The following is a 16,561-nucleotide window of genomic DNA, read 5'->3' on the forward strand; positions in this document are numbered from 1 at the left end:
TTTGTTTATTATTTGAAATCAGCGTCTGTTACACCTTCGTTAATTTTAACTTCAGTAGTAATTAATTCGATTTCGATACCAACATTCATGATGGTTTTGTATGGGAATTTCAATCCTTTTACATCTTTGTAATCTTGGTAGTAAGTAGTTTGTGTCATTTTTTGACCACCTTGCTCTAATTCTTTAGCTTCAGCTACTTTAAATCCAGTTTTTACATCATAGTAATAGGTAGATTTTCCGTTTTTGATTGCATAAGCATCAGCTCCATTGATATTTTCAATTCCAGTTAAAGTTATATCTTTATCTGTTAATAGTGCTAACTCTTTGAATGTTGTAGCTTCAGCTTGCATATCTTTCAAATCTTGGTCTTTGAAATCTTTTCTTTGACCTTGTTGTACCATGTAAGCTTCTTTTTCGTTAACCACTTGTTTCATCATGGTCATTCCCATAGCTTTCATTTCAACACCCATTTTCTTAGGAGCTGTTTTAACTACTAATTCTAAAGGAGTTCCTTGAACAGTTCCAGCTGACATTACTGCTAACGTTTTTACGTTTTTAACTGCTTTTTCACCACCAATTACATTGATATAGTTATTTAATACAGTTTGAGCTGTAACTCCTGCAGGAACAGGTTTTTTAACTTCTGGTTTTTCTGTTGGGTTACCATATTTGTCAAAGTAGAAAATTGGTAATTTTTCTTTTTTACTCATTGCTTCTAAGCCTGGTAAAACATCCCCAGCTTTTCCAACGATAACCACTCTTGTTTTATCCGATAAGAAATATTTGTTAGCTGCATTTTTAATATCTTCAGCCGTAACTGCGTTGATATTTTTAATGTAGTTTTCATAGAAATCTTCTGGTAAACCTTGAGTTTCTTTATTTAAAGCGTATCCAGCAATAGTTGATGGTTTTTCAATTTGCATTACGAAGTTACCTACGTATTTTGCTTTTGCATTTCTTAAATCTTCTTCAGAAACTAATTCTGTTTTGATTCTTTTTAACTCGTTGAAAAATTCAACAACAGAACTATCTGTTACTGTATTTCTTACAGAAGCACTTGAACGGAATTTATTGATATATTTTCCAGCCCCAATAGAAGAGTATGCACCGTATGTCCAACCGTGTTTTTCACGTAAGTTTAAGAATAATCTTCCTTCACCTCCACCACCTAAAATTTGGTTCGCTAATAAAACTGAAAAGTATTCTTTATCTGTCATTTTTAAGTTTGACAAGTTTACTAAAGCAATTTCTGACTGTACAGCGTTTGGTGTATCGATAAAGTTGATTTGGCTATACTGAACATCTTTTGGCTCAGAGTAAGATAACTGAGGTGCAGTTGCTTTTCTCCATTTTCCAAAAAGTCTTTCTACCTCTTTTTTAACTTCTTTAAAGTTAACATCTCCAACAATTACCAAATAAGCATTAGCAGGAACGAAATAAGTGTTGTAATTTAAAACAACGTCTTCAAATGTTACGTTTTTCAGCGTTTCTTCACTTGTGTATTCTCCTTTGTAATGTTCTTTTCCAAACACTAAAACATTTTCTACTCTACGAGCAATAGCAGAAACGCTTTTTTCATCTGCTTTTAAACCTTCGATGATTTTTTCTTTTTCTTTTTCGAATTCAGCTTTATCAAATAATGGGTTTAATGCACCATCAGCCATTAATTCTAAAATTCTTTTTGAATATCTCGAAAGTCCGTTTCCAGAAGCTCCAGAAGCATAAAAATTGATATCAGCACCTAAGAAATCGATTTCTTCGTTGTAAACATCTTTTGTGATAGTTTCAGTTCCGTTACCTAACATTCCACTTAAAATATCAGAAACTCCTTTTTTATTTCCTTCAGCATAAGGCGGATTATCTAAAGTTAGATTGAAAGAAACACGTGGTAATTTGTGATTTTCCACAACTAAAACTTTCAAACCATTCTTAAGTACAAAACTTTGTGGTTTGTTTATGTTAATGCTAGGAGCTGGTCCTGCCTTTGGTTGCGGTCTGTCTTGTGCTTGCATAGTTATTGTTAAAAATAAACTGGCTGCTATGTATATAAATTTTTTCATATTCTTCAAATCTTAGTTTTGAGCTTTGTCTTTAGCAGGAACATAATCTAAAATCATTCTTTGGTTTGAGTTTAGATATTTTTTTGCAATGTCTCTAATTTCTTCTCTTGTAATAGAACGATAAATTTCAATTTCTGTATTGATTAAGTTGATATCGCCATACAACATATAGTAAGTTGCTAAATTATCAGCAATTCCTTCAACAGAAGCATTATTACTTACGTAGTTGCTTTCAAATTTGTTTTGAAGTTTTTGGAAGTCTTTTTCAGAAATTAATTCGTTTTGCATTTTTACGATTTCCTCATCAATTTCTTTTAAGATAGATTCTGTCGTATTTTCTCCCATTGGTAAACCATAGATTAAATACATACCATAATCTTCTTGACTATAGTTGAAAGCACCAATTTGTAATGCCATTTTTTTATCGTCTACAATTTTCTTGTATAATTTAGAGCTTTTTCCATCAGAAAGGTAAGCTGAAATCATATCTAAAACTCTAGCATCACGTGTTTTCATTGAAGGCGTTCTATAAGAAGCTACTAACATCGGAATTTGAATGTTTGGATCTTGCCAAGTTGCTTTAAATTCTTTTGTAATTGGCGCTTCTTCAACTTTTTGACGAGTTACAGGAGCTCCTTTAGGAATAGCACTAAAATATTTTTTAACCCATTCTTTCGCTTGCGCTTTGTCAAATTGACCAGCAATTACTAAAACTGCATTATTTGGTACATAAAATTTTTTGTTGAAAGCTAAGAATTCTTCTAAAGTAGCTGCATCTAAATGCTCCATTTCTCCAATGGTTGTCCATTTGTATGGGTGAACTTTAAACATGTTTTCTTTAACAGCCTTAATTAAGTTTCCGTAAGGTTGATTGTCAACACGTAATCTTTTTTCTTCTTTAACTACTTCATTTTGTGTATCAACCCCTTTTTGGTCAATAACAGGATGCATTAATCTTTCAGATTCCATCCAAATAGCTAATTCTAAATTGTTAGAAGGAAAAACTTCATAGTAATACGTTCTGTCATCTGTAGTATTAGCATTGTTGTTTCCTCCGTTTGCTGTAACTAGTTTAAACCATTCCCCTTTACCAATGTTTTTTGTTCCTTCAAATAAAAGGTGTTCAAAAAAGTGAGCAAAACCAGTACGGTTAGGTTGTTCGTCTTTAGCTCCTACGTGATACATTACAGAAGTAATTACCACTGGTGCAGAATTGTCTTGATGAAGTACGACGTGTAATCCGTTGTCTAAATCAAATTCCTCGAATGTTACTTTTTGAGCAGAAGCAGTTCCGCCAAGCATTAGTGCAGTACCCAAAGCCATTAAAGATTTTTTCATACGTTATTAATTTGTTTGATATAATTGTAATTAGACGCAATTTCCGAAAAATGTTACAATTAAATTGTGTTTTTATGTAGAAAAAACATTGAAATTAAAATTTAGAATATTTTTATTAAGCAGATAGTTGTTTGGTTTAGAAATTATTGTATATTTGCAACCTTAAAATTTTTAACTAAAATCATTGTTATGTACGCAATCGTAGAGATAGCAGGGCAACAATTCAAAGTAAGCAAAGACCAAAAGGTTTATGTTCACCGTTTAGCTTCAGAAGAAGGAACTAAAGTTTCTTTTGACAAAGTTCTTTTATTAGATGAAAACGGAACAGTAACTTTAGGCGCCCCAGCTGTAGAAGGAGCTTCTGTAGAAGCCAAAGTGTTACAACACTTAAAAGGTGATAAAGTAATCGTTTTCAAAAAGAAAAGAAGAAAAGGTTACAAAAAGAAAAATGGTCACAGACAATCATTCACTCAAATTTTAATTGAAGGAATTGTTGCTACTGGAGCTAAGAAAAAAGCTGCTAAAAAAGAAGTTGAAGTTGAAGTAACTGAAACTGCTGAAGAAGTTAAGCCAAAAGCTAAAGCGACTAAAAAACCAAAAACTGAAGAATAACATTTAAAATATAACATCATGGCTCACAAGAAAGGTGTCGGTAGTTCGAAGAATGGTAGAGAATCAGAATCGAAACGTTTAGGCGTTAAGATTTATGGTGGTCAAGCTGCTATTGCTGGAAACATCATTGTTAGACAAAGAGGTTCTAAGCACAACCCAGGTGAAAATGTTTACATGGGAAAAGATCATACTTTACATGCTAAAGTTGATGGAGTTGTAAAATTCCAGAAAAAAGCGGAAAACAAATCATATGTATCTGTAATTCCTTTTGAAGCTTAATAATCTTATTTAGCAAACATATTAAAAACCTCTCCAATGGAGAGGTTTTTAATTTACTATGAGTTTTATTTAATAAAATTATATTCATTTATTTGCCTGAATAGTTTTATATAATTCTAAAGCTTTACCATCTGTCAACAATGACACAAAGTGACAAATATGCAACAGTCTGTCGTATAGATTTTCTTTTTGAAACTGAAAACGCTCTGGAAGTAATTTTAGCAATAACTCATCGTAACTAGATGCCGTTCCGTTTTCTTTTTTATTGTAAGCGGTACAAAAACTATCCAATAAATTATTGATAATTTTATAACCCATTACCTCTTTCTGAATTACTTCCTTACTTTGATATACGTTTTTTATACTGATTTGGATGATATCATTCATTTGAGCTTTGTACTGACTTTTATCCATCAAGGCAAATGGGAAATCTCCATCCAAAATAGCTTTTTCATTTTCCATAAAAACCACCACTGCATCGTTGATTAAACTTCCAATGGCTAATGCTCGCAAATAACTGATTCTATCTTCTTTAGTGAGTAATTCGTTGTATTTCTTGGTATCAATTCCGTTTTTGACTAATTTGATTAGATATTCTAATGCATATTCTTCCGAAATCCAACCTAAATTAATTCCGTCTTCAAAATCGATAATGGTATAACAAATATCATCAGCTGCTTCAACCAAATACGCTAAGGGATGACGTTCGAAACCAATATCATTTCCTGATTTATTTGAAATCAAACCTAAATCGTTTGCTACCTCAGCAAAAAACGCTTTGTCTTGCTGAAAGAAACCGTATTTTTTATCGCAAATTTTTTGTGTTGGTTTTTTAGGCAAACTTTCTTTGGGATATTTCATAAAAGCCCCTAAAGTGGCGTATGAAATACGCAAACCACCTTCAATTCCTTCACGAGAAGCCGCTAAAACTGAAAATCCGTTGGCATTTCCTTCAAAATCGATTAAATCTTGCCATTGTTTTTCGGTGAGTTGGTCTTTGTATTGCAATCCATTTCCGGTTTTGAAATATTCGCCAATTGCTTTTTCTCCTGAATGTCCGAAAGGTGGATTTCCAATATCATGAGATAATGCAGCAGCAGCCACAATCGCACCAAAATCATTCGCTTGATAACCGTGAACTTCTTGTAAATGTGGATATTTAGCAATGATTTGCTTTCCAACTAAACGTCCCAAAGAACGCCCAACGACCGAAACCTCCAAACTATGCGTTAGTCGGTTGTGTACGAAATCGGTTTTTGAAAGTGGAATGACTTGCGTTTTATCTTGCAAACTTCTAAAAGCGGCAGAAAAAATAATTCGGTCATAATCAACTTCAAAGCCTAAACGGGTGTCGTCTTGCTCTTTTCGTAAACGTTTACTGGTGTCGCCTTGTCTTTTTAAGGACAATAATTGTTCCCACTGCATCATGTGATTCTGGATTGAAGATTTTAGAAATTACTCTTTTTCGTTAGCCAAAAAGAAATTTCTCGATTTTTTTGGATACTGGTTGTAACTTTTATCACTCGGATTTACGATTACCGATTTGATGTTGATTTCGTCTCCTACTTTGAAACTTTTTTCAGTGTATTGGTAATCCAATAAATATTCGCCACAGAAATAGTTTCCATCTGCGTCTTTTTCTATAATTCCAGTGTGAACCCCTTTTTTATCTTTTGACATAATCTGTTTATTTTTTTCAAATGTACGAATTGAAACGCAATTTTTTAAAACAAAAACAGCCATCAAAAGACAGCTGTTTTCTATATTCTATTTTCTGTATTCTATGCTCTAATTAAGAACCACACATTTCGCAATCTTCTGGTCCGGCATTTTTTGCCATTTCAATCATTGCTCTGTATTCTTCAGCTGTCATTTCTACTGGTTCACTTACAACAGCAATGCTTTCTACTTTTTGAGTTGGCTCTTGTATTTCAATTGGCGCCGCTACTTTATCGTTATTTAAAGTAAACTTAATGGCATCTACCGCCGCTTTAGTTCTTAAATAGTACATTCCCGTTTTTAAACCTGATTTCCAAGCGTAGAAATGCATTGACGTTAATTTCGCATAATTGGCATCTTGCATAAACAAGTTCAACGATTGCGATTGGTCAATAAAGTAACCTCTTTGACGACTCATATCGATAATATCTTTCATCGACATTTCCCAAACCGTTTTGTATAATTCTTTTAAGTCAGCTGGAATTTGCGCAATGTTTTGCACAGATCCATTATGACGCATAATTTCTTGTTTCAATGTTTCGTTCCACAAACCTCTTTCTACTAAATCATGTAATAAATGTTTGTTTACTACAATGAATTCTCCAGACAATACACGACGTGTGTAAATATTAGAAGTATAAGGTTCGAATGCTTCGTTATTTCCTAAAATTTGAGAAGTTGAAGCAGTTGGCATTGGCGCTACTAACAATGAGTTTCTTACTCCGTTTGCTATTACTTCTTTTCTTAAACTTGCCCAATCCCAACGACCAGAAAGTTCTTCGTCTTTGATATTCCAAAGGTTATGTTGGAATTCTCCTTTAGAAATTGGCGAACCTTCGTAAGTTGAATATGGTCCTTCTTCTTTTGCCATTTCCATAGAAGCGGTTACAGCTGCAAAGTATAAGGTTTCAAAAATTTCTTGGTTTAATTTTTTAGCTTCATCACTTGTAAAAGGCATTCTCAACATGATAAAAGCATCCGCTAAACCTTGTACTCCTAATCCAACTGGACGGTGGCGCATGTTTGAGTTTTCTGCTTCTACAACTGGATAGTAATTTCTGTCAATTACTTTATTTAAGTTACGAGTTACGCGTTTTGTTACGTTATATAACAATTCGTGATTGAATGCTCCATTTTCAACAAACATTGGTAACGAAATAGACGCCAAGTTACAAACTGCAATTTCATCTGCAGATGTATATTCCATGATTTCGGTACATAAATTAGACGAACGGATAGTTCCCAAATTCTTTTGGTTTGATTTTCTGTTCGCTGCATCTTTGTACAACATATATGGTGTTCCTGTTTCAATTTGAGATTCAAGAATTTTTTCCCATAATTCACGAGCTTTGATGGTTTTTCTACCTTTTCCTTGTGCTTCGTAAGAAAGATATAAAGCTTCAAACTCTTCCCCATAAACATTGTCTAAACCTGGACATTCGTTTGGACACATCAACGTCCAAGTTGTATCTTCTTCTACACGTTTCATGAATAAATCAGAAGTCCACATTGCGAAGAATAAATCTCTTGCACGCATTTCTTCTTTACCCGTATTCTTTTTCAAATCTAAAAATTCGAAAATATCAGCATGCCAAGTTTCTAAATAAATAGCGAAACTTCCTTTACGCTTTCCTCCACCTTGATCTACGTAACGAGCTGTGTCATTGAAAACACGCAACATTGGAACAATTCCGTTTGAAGTTCCGTTTGTTCCACGAATGTATGAACCTGTTGCTCTTACATTGTGAATTGCTAAACCGATTCCTCCGGCTGATTGTGAGATTTTTGCTGTTTGTTTTAACGTATCGTAAATTCCATCAATACTATCATCTTTCATGGTTAATAAGAAGCAAGATGACATTTGAGGTTTTGGAGTTCCTGCGTTGAATAATGTTGGTGTAGCGTGCGTAAAGAACTTTTTCGACATTAATTCGTAAGTTTCAATTACTGCTTCTAAATCATTCAAGTGAATTCCAACCGAAACACGCATTAACATGTGTTGTGGACGCTCTACGATTTTTCCGTTGATTCTTAATAAATACGAACGCTCTAAGGTTTTAAAACCAAAGTAATCGTAATTAAAATCGCGAGTATATATAATATGAGAATCTAAAAATTCTGCATTGGCTTGAATCACTTCGTGTACCTCATCTGAAAGCAAAGGCGCTTCTTGATTGGTTCTTGGATTCACATAGTGATACATTTCACTCATCGTTTCCGAGAATGACTTGTTGGTGTTTTTATGTAAGTTTGAAATAGCAATTCTTGCCGCTAATTGCGCATAATCTGGGTGAGCAATTGTCATAGAAGCCGCTGTTTCAGCTGCTAAATTATCTAATTCTGATGTAGTTACTCCGTCATACAATCCTTCAATTACACGCATGGCTACTTTAACAGCATCTACTCTGTCATTTAAACCATAACATAGTTTTTTAATTCTATCTGTGATTTTGTCGAACATTACTGGCTCCTTATGGCCATCTCTTTTAACTACATACATACTTTTTTAGTTTTTTGAAATCAGACAATCCCTTCCCTGATTTCTGGTTATTTGTAATCTTTTTTTGAATTGAGTTTTACTTCCTAATTCTAACGGAAATATATTTGCTTTTAGTACACCGATTAAAAATCAGCGTCAAAACTAATTTTACTTGATTCTGAATCGGAGTTCATTACTCCTGCTTTTTGATATTCCGCTACACGTTTTTCAAAGAAATTCGTTTTTCCTTGTAACGAAATCATGTCCATAAAATCAAATGGATTCGAAGAATTATAAACTCTATCACATCCTAACTCTACTAACAATCTATCCGTTACGAATTCTAAGTATTGAGTCATTAAAGTAGCGTTCATTCCAATCAAACTCACTGGAAGCGACTCGGTAATGAATTTTCTTTCAATGCGTAATGCATCAACAATAATTTCTGTGATTCTTTCTTTTGGTACTTTGTTTACGATGTGATTCGTATGTAAATGAACCGCAAAATCACAATGCATTCCTTCATCACGAGAAATTAATTCGTTTGAGAAGGTTAATCCTGGCATTAATCCACGTTTTTTCAACCAATAAATTGAACAGAACGAACCTGAGAAGAAAATTCCTTCCACAGCTGCGAAAGCAATTAATCTTTCCGCAAATGAATCCGATTCAATCCATTTTAACGCCCAATCTGCTTTTTCTTTAATCGCTGGAAATACTTCAATGGCATGAAACAATTGGTTTTTTTCAGCTTCGTCTTTTACATACGTATCAATCAACAACGAATAGGTTTCGCTGTGAATGTTTTCCATCATAATTTGGAAACCGTAGAAGAATTTCGCTTCTGGATATTGCACTTCGTTAACAAAATTTTCCGCTAAATTTTCGTTTACAATTCCGTCAGACGCAGCAAAGAATGCTAAAATATGTTTGATGAAATATTTTTCATCATCGTTTAATTTATTGTTCCAATCATTTAAATCGGTATGCAAATCTATTTCTTCTGCTGTCCAAATACACGCTTCTTGTTTTTTGTACCATTCCCATATATCTTGATGTTTGATAGGAAAGATTACAAATCGATCTTTATTTTCTTGCAAAATAGGTTCCACTATAGACATAGCTATTTGATTTTAAAAATGTTAATGATTGGTTAAATTGACTTATTTGGGGATTACAAAGTTTGTCATTTGAAACGAGAAATGAAAGTCAAACTTATTCACAATTGGAGTAAGTTTTTAACAAAGTTGAAAATTGTCAGTAAATTAATATAGGTTTTTAAAGTACTGTAAATCAATAAGTTAAAAACAAATAAAACAACTGTTAAAACCTTGTAAGCGATTGATAAATCAACCTCTCACAACGATTTTTGAACCATAAAAAATAGATTATTTTTTCAACTCTTTTGCTACTTTGTCTAATTCGTCAAACCATTGTTGTCCGAATTTTCTAACTAGTGCTTCTTTGACAAATTGATACACTGGAACTCCTAATTCTTGCCCTAACGAACACGCGTCATCACAAATATGCCATTTATGATAATTCACTGCCGCAAAATCCGAATATTCTTTAATTCGAATAGGATATAAATGACAAGAAACTGGTTTTTTCCACTCTACAATCCCTTGATTGTAGGCTTGCTCGATTCCACAAAGTGCCGTTTTTCCGTCAAAAATTACGTAGGCGCAGTCTTTTCCATCGATAAGTGGTGTTTCTAATTCACCAAAATCGGAAACCACGTGCGTTCCTTGTTCTTCAATGGCTTTAATTCCTTCTGGACGAAGAAAGGGTTTTACTTTTGGAAAAATTTCAGCTAAAATTTTGGTTTCTTCCTCATCTAAAGGAGCACCCGCATCGCCATCCACACAACAAGCACCTTTACAAGCTGACAAATTGCAAACGAATTCTTTTTCTAAGATTTCTTCGGAAACGATGGTTTTATTTAACTGAAACATATTGGGTTTATTTTAAAGTGCAAAGATACGATTTTGAATTTAGATTTTTGGATTTAAAATTGAGCTTGATATTGGCACGCGGATGAAACAGATTCTAAGAAGCGCGAATAATGACGGATTTTTTTCAACACAAAGTCTCTCGAAGTTTTGTACAAAGTTTCGCAGAGTTCTTTTTTGGTTGTTTGCTAAAAAACTTGGCGCTCTTTGTGCTCTTTTACGCAGAGATACACCGAGTTTTTGTAATTTTGATTGCGTTGATTAGAGATACACCGAGTCCGAAGCTTCGGGATTTGCATTCAAATCTTAACATTACTTGAACTTGAACTTGATTTTTGCCCTTGCAATTGATAATGTATCGTTAAATTAAAAACGTTCTTTATTCAATATCCTTATATTTGCACAAACATTCAGCGTTTTATGGAATTAGGAATCAATTGGAAAGACATTTTTACCATCAGCATGATTTTATTTGCTGTGATTGATATTGTGGGAAGTATTCCTATTATTGTGGATTTACGCAGCAAAATGGGTCACATACAATCGGAGAAAGCTTCAATAGTTGCGGCGGTGATTATGATTGCCTTTTTATTTGTGGGTGAAGAAATTCTGAAATTAATTGGTATTGATGCGAATTCATTTGCTGTTGCCGGTTCGTTTGTATTGTTTTTCCTTGCTTTAGAAATGATTTTAGGCATTCGATTATACAAAGAAGACAACCCGAGTACGGCTTCTATTGTTCCCATTGCGTTCCCATTAATTGCTGGTGCTGGAACGATGACAACTATTTTGTCGCTTCGTGCTGCTTATGACAAAATAAACATTATTATTGCAATTGTTATCAACGTAATTGTAGTCTATGGTGTGTTGAAATCATCAGGGAAAATTGAGCGTTTATTAGGTGTTAACGGATTAGGCGTTATTCGTAAAATTTTTGGTGTTATTTTATTGGCAATTGCTGTAAAATTATTCGCCGCAAATGTTAAAGGATTATTTATTTAGAAATTTATTGAAATGAAAATATTTACTTACGTGGCGGTTGCCATTGCTTTAGCTTTAATTGTTTTTAACCTTTTTCAAATTGATTATAGTAATCCGTTTGAAGGAAATAGTACTATTGCCATCATTGGTGTTGTTGCTGGAATTTGCGCTATCTTATTATTGGTATTATTGCGTTTTTCAAAAATGATTGAAGAGAAAACAAGACAATAATGGTCGACGTTTTAATCATTGGCGCTGGAGTTTCAGGCGTTTCGTGTGCTTTGATTTTGGGCTCAGCTCAAAACAAACCGTTTGCAATGGATAAAAAGATTGCCATTGTGGCGCACCAAAAAGCCTCTTCGTTACAAAATGCCATTTTTAATAACGCTTACGGAATTCCTGCAGGGAAATTAGGAAGTGAATTATTGGATGAAAGTTTGAATCATTTAACCAACTCATATCCTCACGTAGAACAAATTCATGGTGAAAAAGTACTTGCTATTTCAGGTGAAGCTGGAAATTTTATAGTTACTACCAACAAATCTTCGCTTCAAGCTAAAATTGTAGTGATTGCGATTGGTTCTGGAAATCCTTTTACGATTGAAGGCTTGGAATCGTTTGTAATGCCACATCAAAAAGCCGCTCCCGAAAAAAATAGAATTCAGTTAAAAAATACCGACCACTTGGTTACAGAAGGTATTTATGTAGCTGGAGTTTTAGCCGGACACAGAAGTCAGTTAAGTATAGCAGCCGGAAGTGGCGCTTCAGTAGCAACGGATATTTTAACGTTGTGGAATAACGGAAATCCGGTGCAGGTGCATGATGCTTTGGCGAAATAATCTTACTTACTCAACACCTTATTTACCATATCGTCTTTTTTCAAAATCAATTGGTAATATGCTTTTTCATTAAAAAGTTGACGAACAAACTCGGCGTGAAGATAGAATAGCACTTTTTCTTTTTGATTGTCTAAGTTAAAAAGCAATCCGCCTTTTGCCATATATTCTTTGAAGTTATTGAAATAATTTCCAGTTCTGATTTCTTTTTCTAAACCTTCGGTGGTAATTTTTTTAAACTTATTTCTGTTTTGATCTAATTGTTCAAAAACAAAATAATTCACTAGTCCTGATTGCATCAACATCGTTAAACCTTCAGCTCCGTGCGAATCTTCTAACGGCACAAAAATATCTGGCATAATTCCGCCACCGCCATAAACTAATCGGCCTTTCTTGGTTTTGAATTTTAAACTATCGGCGATTTTGGTTTTATCTTTTTCGTATAATTCGCCACTTTCAAAACGCTTTTCAAATTCGTTAAAGTAGTTTTCGCCTTTGTCTTCATAAGGTTTTTGAATCGAACGACCAGATGGTGTGTAATATCTTGCCACAGTTAATCGCACAGCCGATCCATCGCCTAATGGCATTTCGCGTTGTACCAATCCTTTTCCGAAAGAACGTCTTCCAAAAACCAATCCTCTATCATTATCTTGAATGGCTCCTGCTAAAATTTCACTGGCCGAAGCACTGTTTTCATTGATTAAAACACTAACTTTTCCCGTTTCAAAAACACCTTTTTCAGTAGCTAAAGTACTTTCGATTTTATCTTTTTTGTTTTTAGTTTTAACGATTAGTTCTTTGTTTTTTAGGAATTCATCAGCGATTTTTACTGCCGAATCTAAATAACCACCTCCATTATCTCTAACATCAATAATAATATGACTGGCTCCCTCGTTTTTCAATTGGGTTAAACCCGATAAAAATTCGTCATAGGTTTTTTCTGCAAAGCGATTTATTTTGATGTAACCTGTAGTTTTATCCACCATTTGAGCTACATCAACACTCTTAATTGGAATAATGTCGCGGGTAACGTTAACTGCAAATTTTTTCTTTTCGGATTTTCGATAAACGGTTAATTTTACATTAGACCCTTGCTCGCCTTTTAAGATGGAAAACAATGTATCGGTTTCTAATTTTTTGTTATACAACTGCAATTTATCGGCGAAAAGAATTCTGTCGCCTGCCTTTAAACCTGCTTTTTCAGAAGGTCCATTTGGAATAGGTTTTATGATAGCTACCGAATCGTTATACATGTAGAAATTTACACCAATTCCAACGAAATCACCACGCATGCTTTGCTCTACGGCTTCCAATTCACTTTTAGGAATATAAACCGAATGTGGGTCCAATTTCTCAAGAATTCCGTTAACTGTTAAATCCACGATAGAATCAGTATTTAAACTGTCAACATATTCTTTTTCGATGAAATCGATAAGTTTATTGAGTTTGTTTTTATTGGCATTCTTGCTTAAAAAAGCATTTTCGGTAGAAGGATTGAGTTTACTTCCCAATAACAAACCCACCGCAACAGCTACTGCGATTACTATTGGAAAATATACCTTATTCATTTTCATTTTAGCTCAAATCTTCAATTAATTCAACCTCAACACCTGCTTTTCTTAAGAAATCTACACCTGAAGTATCTTTATATTCTTGATGATACACTACTCTTTTGATGCCTGATTGATGAATTAGTTTGCTACAATCTTTGCAAGGTGAAAGCGTAATATATAAAGTTGCATCTTCGCAAGATTGTGTAGAACGCGCTACTTTTAAAATCGCATTAGCCTCTGCATGAAGCACATACCATTTCGTTAGATTATCTTCGTCTTCGCAACAATTTTCAAATCCCGATGGTGTTCCGTTGTAACCATCTGAAATAATCATTTTATTTTTAACAATAATTGCTCCTACTTTTTTTCGTTGGCAATAAGACAAATTACCCCATTCTTTGGCAATTCGCAAATAAGCTTTATCGTATTTTTCCTTTTTTTCTTTCTTCATTATCGGTTCCAAATTTCGCTTTCAATAATCATTGGCAAAACTACGCCAATTATAAATGCTGACATAACTAAAGCCCAATCTCTTTTTGAAAAACGGAAAAAAGTTTGCACCACATACGAAATAATTAAAACTACTAACACTACAATAATTTGTGCCGCTTCAATTCCTAATGCGAATTCTAACAACGGCAGCAATTTATCAGAAGCATTTCCTGGCAAAATCGTTTTGAAGTAATTAGAAAACCCAAGTCCGTGAATGATTCCGAAAAACAAAGTAACGATAGCCACAAAAGTGATACTTTCATTTTTAGAGGATTTTCCAGCGGTAAAGAGATGAAAAATAGCGGTTATTAAAATGGTAATTGGAATTAAAAATTCAACCAAACTGGCTTTAATTTGAACCACTCCATAAACCGACAATAGCAAAGCTAAGGTGTGTCCAATTGTAAAAAGCGACACTAAAACAAAAACGTTTTTCCAATCTTTAAAGGCATACGGAATTACCAAAGCCATTAAAAATAAAACGTGGTCGTATGCATTAATATCTAACACATGTTTAAGACCAATATTAAAATACATCCAAAATTCTGACATAACTACAATTTATTTGGGGATTTTCAAACTTACGATTTATTTTTAAATCAAAACAAATTCTATATCACAAAACCTTGTGAAATTGTTTCAAAAAAATAGATTTTTTGTGTAATTTTGCATAAAATTAAAACAATCAACATGTCAATTTCAGATTTATTCGATAGCGGTTTTAGAAATAGAAACAAAGGTCATTTTTCAGCCATTGTAAGAGTGGCGTTATCTGATGGAACTATTACTCCTGAAGAAAAAAAATTCTTAGATAAATTAGCTATTAAATTAGAAATTTCTCAAGCAGAATATGAGGAAATTTTAGAAAATCCATTAAAATACCCAGTTAATCCACCGTTAATGCATGCGCACCGTTTAGAGCGTTTATATGATTTAGCAAGAATGGTATATGCTGATGATGTTTTAGGAGAAAAACAACAAGATTTATTAACACGTTTTGCTTTAGCTTTAGGCTTTACAGCAGGAAACGTAGGTTATATCGTAGATAAAGCTTTAAAATTAGTAGATATGAATGTGGATTTAGACACGTTCACTTACGAAATGCAACACATGAATAGATAATTCAAACTGTTTTAAAATATAAAAGCACAAATTCTAATGAGTTTGTGCTTTTTTTATTTTGTTATACTAAGAATCTACTTCGCTTTCGCCATAAATTCCTCTGCTTTTTCTACCATGTTTTTGCTTCCGCAGAAGAACGGAACGCGTTGGTGTAATTCGGTTGGTTGAATTTCCATAATTCTACCAAAACCATCCGAAGCTTTTCCTCCTGCTTGTTCAGCAATAAAAGCCATTGGATTACATTCGTACAACAAACGTAATTTACCATTTGGTGTTTTTGAAGTAGTTGGATATAAGTAAATTCCGCCTTTAATCATGTTTCTATGGAAATCGGAAACTAAACTTCCTATATATCTTGATGTATAAGGTCTGTCGCCTTCTTCTAACTGGCAATATTTAATGTAATCTTTCACTCCTTGTGGAAAATGAACGTAATTTCCTTCGTTAATCGAATAAATTTTTCCGTCCTCCGAATATTTCATATTTGGGTGCGACAAATAGAATGTTCCGATTGCTGGATTTAATGTAAATCCGTTTACGCCATCGCCTGTTGTGTACACCAACATAGTTGAAGTTCCATAAATTACATAACCTGCCGCTACTTGATTTACGCCTGGCTGTAAGAAATCTTCAATAGTTACTGGAGTTCCAACCGGTGTAATTCTTCTGAAAACTGAAAAAATCGTTCCCACTGAAACATTTACATCAATATTAGAAGAACCATCTAACGGATCCATCAAAACGACATATTTGTTATTGTGTGAATTATCCGAACCAGCCACAGTGATGAAATCATCATTTTCTTCCGAACCAATTCCGCATACAATTTCACGATTAATTAAAGTTTGAATAAAAACTTCATTGGCGTAAACGTCTAATTTTTGTTGGTCTTCTCCTTGAATGTTTTGTTCTCCGGCAGCACCAACAATATCCACTAATCCGGCTTTGTTTACCTTATAGTTTACTACTTTGGCTGCCAAACGAATTGAGTTAATAATACGAGATAATTCTCCTGTTGAGTACTGAAACGAATTTTGATGTTCAATAATGAATTCGCCTAACGTTCTATTTCTTTCTTCCATTTCGAAAACGATGTAGTTGTGTTTAAGGCACAAATATCGGTAAATTTGTGAAATCA

Annotated in this window: 17 protein-coding genes; 6 read left to right on the forward strand and 11 right to left on the reverse strand. The window is 33.7% G+C overall.

Going from position 1 to position 16,561, the window contains the following annotated elements; translation table 11 throughout:
- Window positions 1-8: 8 nt before the first annotated feature.
- Both B2741_RS12510 and B2741_RS12515 read right to left on the reverse strand, forming a co-directional pair.
- On the reverse strand, window positions 9-2,060 hold the full coding sequence (locus B2741_RS12510; protein ID WP_291139479.1) for a M16 family metallopeptidase: 2,052 nt from the start codon (window positions 2,058-2,060) through the stop codon (window positions 9-11).
- 12 nt (window positions 2,061-2,072) lie between these two features.
- A complete protein-coding gene (locus B2741_RS12515) occupies window positions 2,073-3,398 on the reverse strand; it encodes a M16 family metallopeptidase (RefSeq protein ID WP_291139482.1) in 1,326 nt (441 codons plus the stop codon).
- 189 nt (window positions 3,399-3,587) lie between these two features.
- Between B2741_RS12515 and rplU the strand changes: the two genes are divergently transcribed.
- Window positions 3,588-4,010 (forward strand): 50S ribosomal protein L21, encoded by a 423-nt coding sequence (gene rplU, locus B2741_RS12520; protein ID WP_291139484.1) that lies wholly within the window; start codon window positions 3,588-3,590, stop codon window positions 4,008-4,010.
- Window positions 4,011-4,028: 18 nt separating this feature from the next.
- A complete protein-coding gene (rpmA, locus tag B2741_RS12525; RefSeq protein WP_133610147.1) occupies window positions 4,029-4,289 on the forward strand; it encodes a 50S ribosomal protein L27 in 261 nt (86 codons plus the stop codon).
- Window positions 4,290-4,373: 84 nt separating this feature from the next.
- Here rpmA and dgt read toward each other — a convergent pair whose 3' ends face one another.
- The 5 genes from dgt to B2741_RS12550 form a co-directional block, all read right to left on the reverse strand.
- Entirely contained in the window at window positions 4,374-5,714 is a 1,341-nt protein-coding gene (gene dgt, locus B2741_RS12530) for a dGTP triphosphohydrolase (RefSeq protein WP_291139675.1), read from the reverse strand.
- A 30-nt stretch (window positions 5,715-5,744) separates the two neighbouring features.
- A complete protein-coding gene (locus B2741_RS12535) occupies window positions 5,745-5,969 on the reverse strand; it encodes a hypothetical protein (protein ID WP_133610143.1) in 225 nt (74 codons plus the stop codon).
- A gap of 112 nt (window positions 5,970-6,081) precedes the next feature.
- A complete protein-coding gene (locus tag B2741_RS12540) occupies window positions 6,082-8,508 on the reverse strand; it encodes a ribonucleoside-diphosphate reductase subunit alpha (RefSeq protein WP_291139489.1) in 2,427 nt (808 codons plus the stop codon).
- 122 nt (window positions 8,509-8,630) lie between these two features.
- Window positions 8,631-9,608 (reverse strand): ribonucleotide-diphosphate reductase subunit beta, encoded by a 978-nt coding sequence (locus tag B2741_RS12545; RefSeq protein ID WP_291139491.1) that lies wholly within the window; start codon window positions 9,606-9,608, stop codon window positions 8,631-8,633.
- Between the two features lie 267 nt (window positions 9,609-9,875).
- Window positions 9,876-10,442, reverse strand: a complete 567-nt coding sequence (locus tag B2741_RS12550; RefSeq protein WP_291139494.1) for a DUF3109 family protein — start codon at window positions 10,440-10,442, stop codon at window positions 9,876-9,878.
- Window positions 10,443-10,859: 417 nt separating this feature from the next.
- Between B2741_RS12550 and B2741_RS12555 the strand changes: the two genes are divergently transcribed.
- Genes B2741_RS12555 through B2741_RS12565 form a run of 3 tightly spaced genes read left to right on the forward strand, consistent with a single transcriptional unit; the run spans window position 10,860 to window position 12,259 of the window.
- A complete protein-coding gene (locus tag B2741_RS12555) occupies window positions 10,860-11,441 on the forward strand; it encodes a MarC family protein (RefSeq protein WP_291139497.1) in 582 nt (193 codons plus the stop codon).
- Between the two features lie 12 nt (window positions 11,442-11,453).
- Window positions 11,454-11,651, forward strand: coding sequence for a hypothetical protein (locus B2741_RS12560; protein ID WP_133610133.1), 198 nt, complete (start codon window positions 11,454-11,456; stop codon window positions 11,649-11,651).
- Window positions 11,651-12,259, forward strand: coding sequence for an FAD-dependent oxidoreductase (locus B2741_RS12565; RefSeq protein ID WP_291139501.1), 609 nt, complete (start codon window positions 11,651-11,653; stop codon window positions 12,257-12,259). Before B2741_RS12560 ends, B2741_RS12565 begins: the two co-directional genes overlap by 1 nt.
- Window positions 12,260-12,261: 2 nt before the next feature.
- Here B2741_RS12565 and B2741_RS12570 read toward each other — a convergent pair whose 3' ends face one another.
- From B2741_RS12570 to B2741_RS12580, 3 genes are read right to left on the reverse strand one after another with little or no spacing between them, the layout of a single operon-like run.
- Window positions 12,262-13,830, reverse strand: a complete 1,569-nt coding sequence (locus tag B2741_RS12570) for a S41 family peptidase (RefSeq protein WP_291139504.1) — start codon at window positions 13,828-13,830, stop codon at window positions 12,262-12,264.
- A 1-nt stretch (window position 13,831) separates the two neighbouring features.
- Complete coding sequence (locus B2741_RS12575) at window positions 13,832-14,260, reverse strand: deoxycytidylate deaminase (RefSeq protein ID WP_133610124.1); 429 nt, start codon at window positions 14,258-14,260, stop codon at window positions 13,832-13,834.
- Window positions 14,260-14,853, reverse strand: a complete 594-nt coding sequence (locus B2741_RS12580; RefSeq protein ID WP_291139507.1) for a HupE/UreJ family protein — start codon at window positions 14,851-14,853, stop codon at window positions 14,260-14,262. The genes B2741_RS12575 and B2741_RS12580 overlap by 1 nt, the downstream gene beginning before the upstream one ends.
- Window positions 14,854-14,991: 138 nt before the next feature.
- On the opposite strand from B2741_RS12580, the gene B2741_RS12585 reads away from it, so the two are divergent.
- Entirely contained in the window at window positions 14,992-15,423 is a 432-nt protein-coding gene (locus B2741_RS12585; protein ID WP_291139510.1) for a TerB family tellurite resistance protein, read from the forward strand.
- A gap of 74 nt (window positions 15,424-15,497) precedes the next feature.
- Here the strand turns inward: B2741_RS12585 and fbp are convergent, their stop codons facing one another.
- On the reverse strand, window positions 15,498-16,505 hold the full coding sequence (gene fbp, locus B2741_RS12590; RefSeq protein ID WP_262319154.1) for a class 1 fructose-bisphosphatase: 1,008 nt from the start codon (window positions 16,503-16,505) through the stop codon (window positions 15,498-15,500).
- Window positions 16,506-16,561 lie beyond the last annotated feature (56 nt).

Origin of the sequence: Flavobacterium sp. UBA7663 (assembly GCF_002483315.1) — a bacterium.
Taxonomy (GTDB): domain Bacteria; phylum Bacteroidota; class Bacteroidia; order Flavobacteriales; family Flavobacteriaceae; genus Flavobacterium.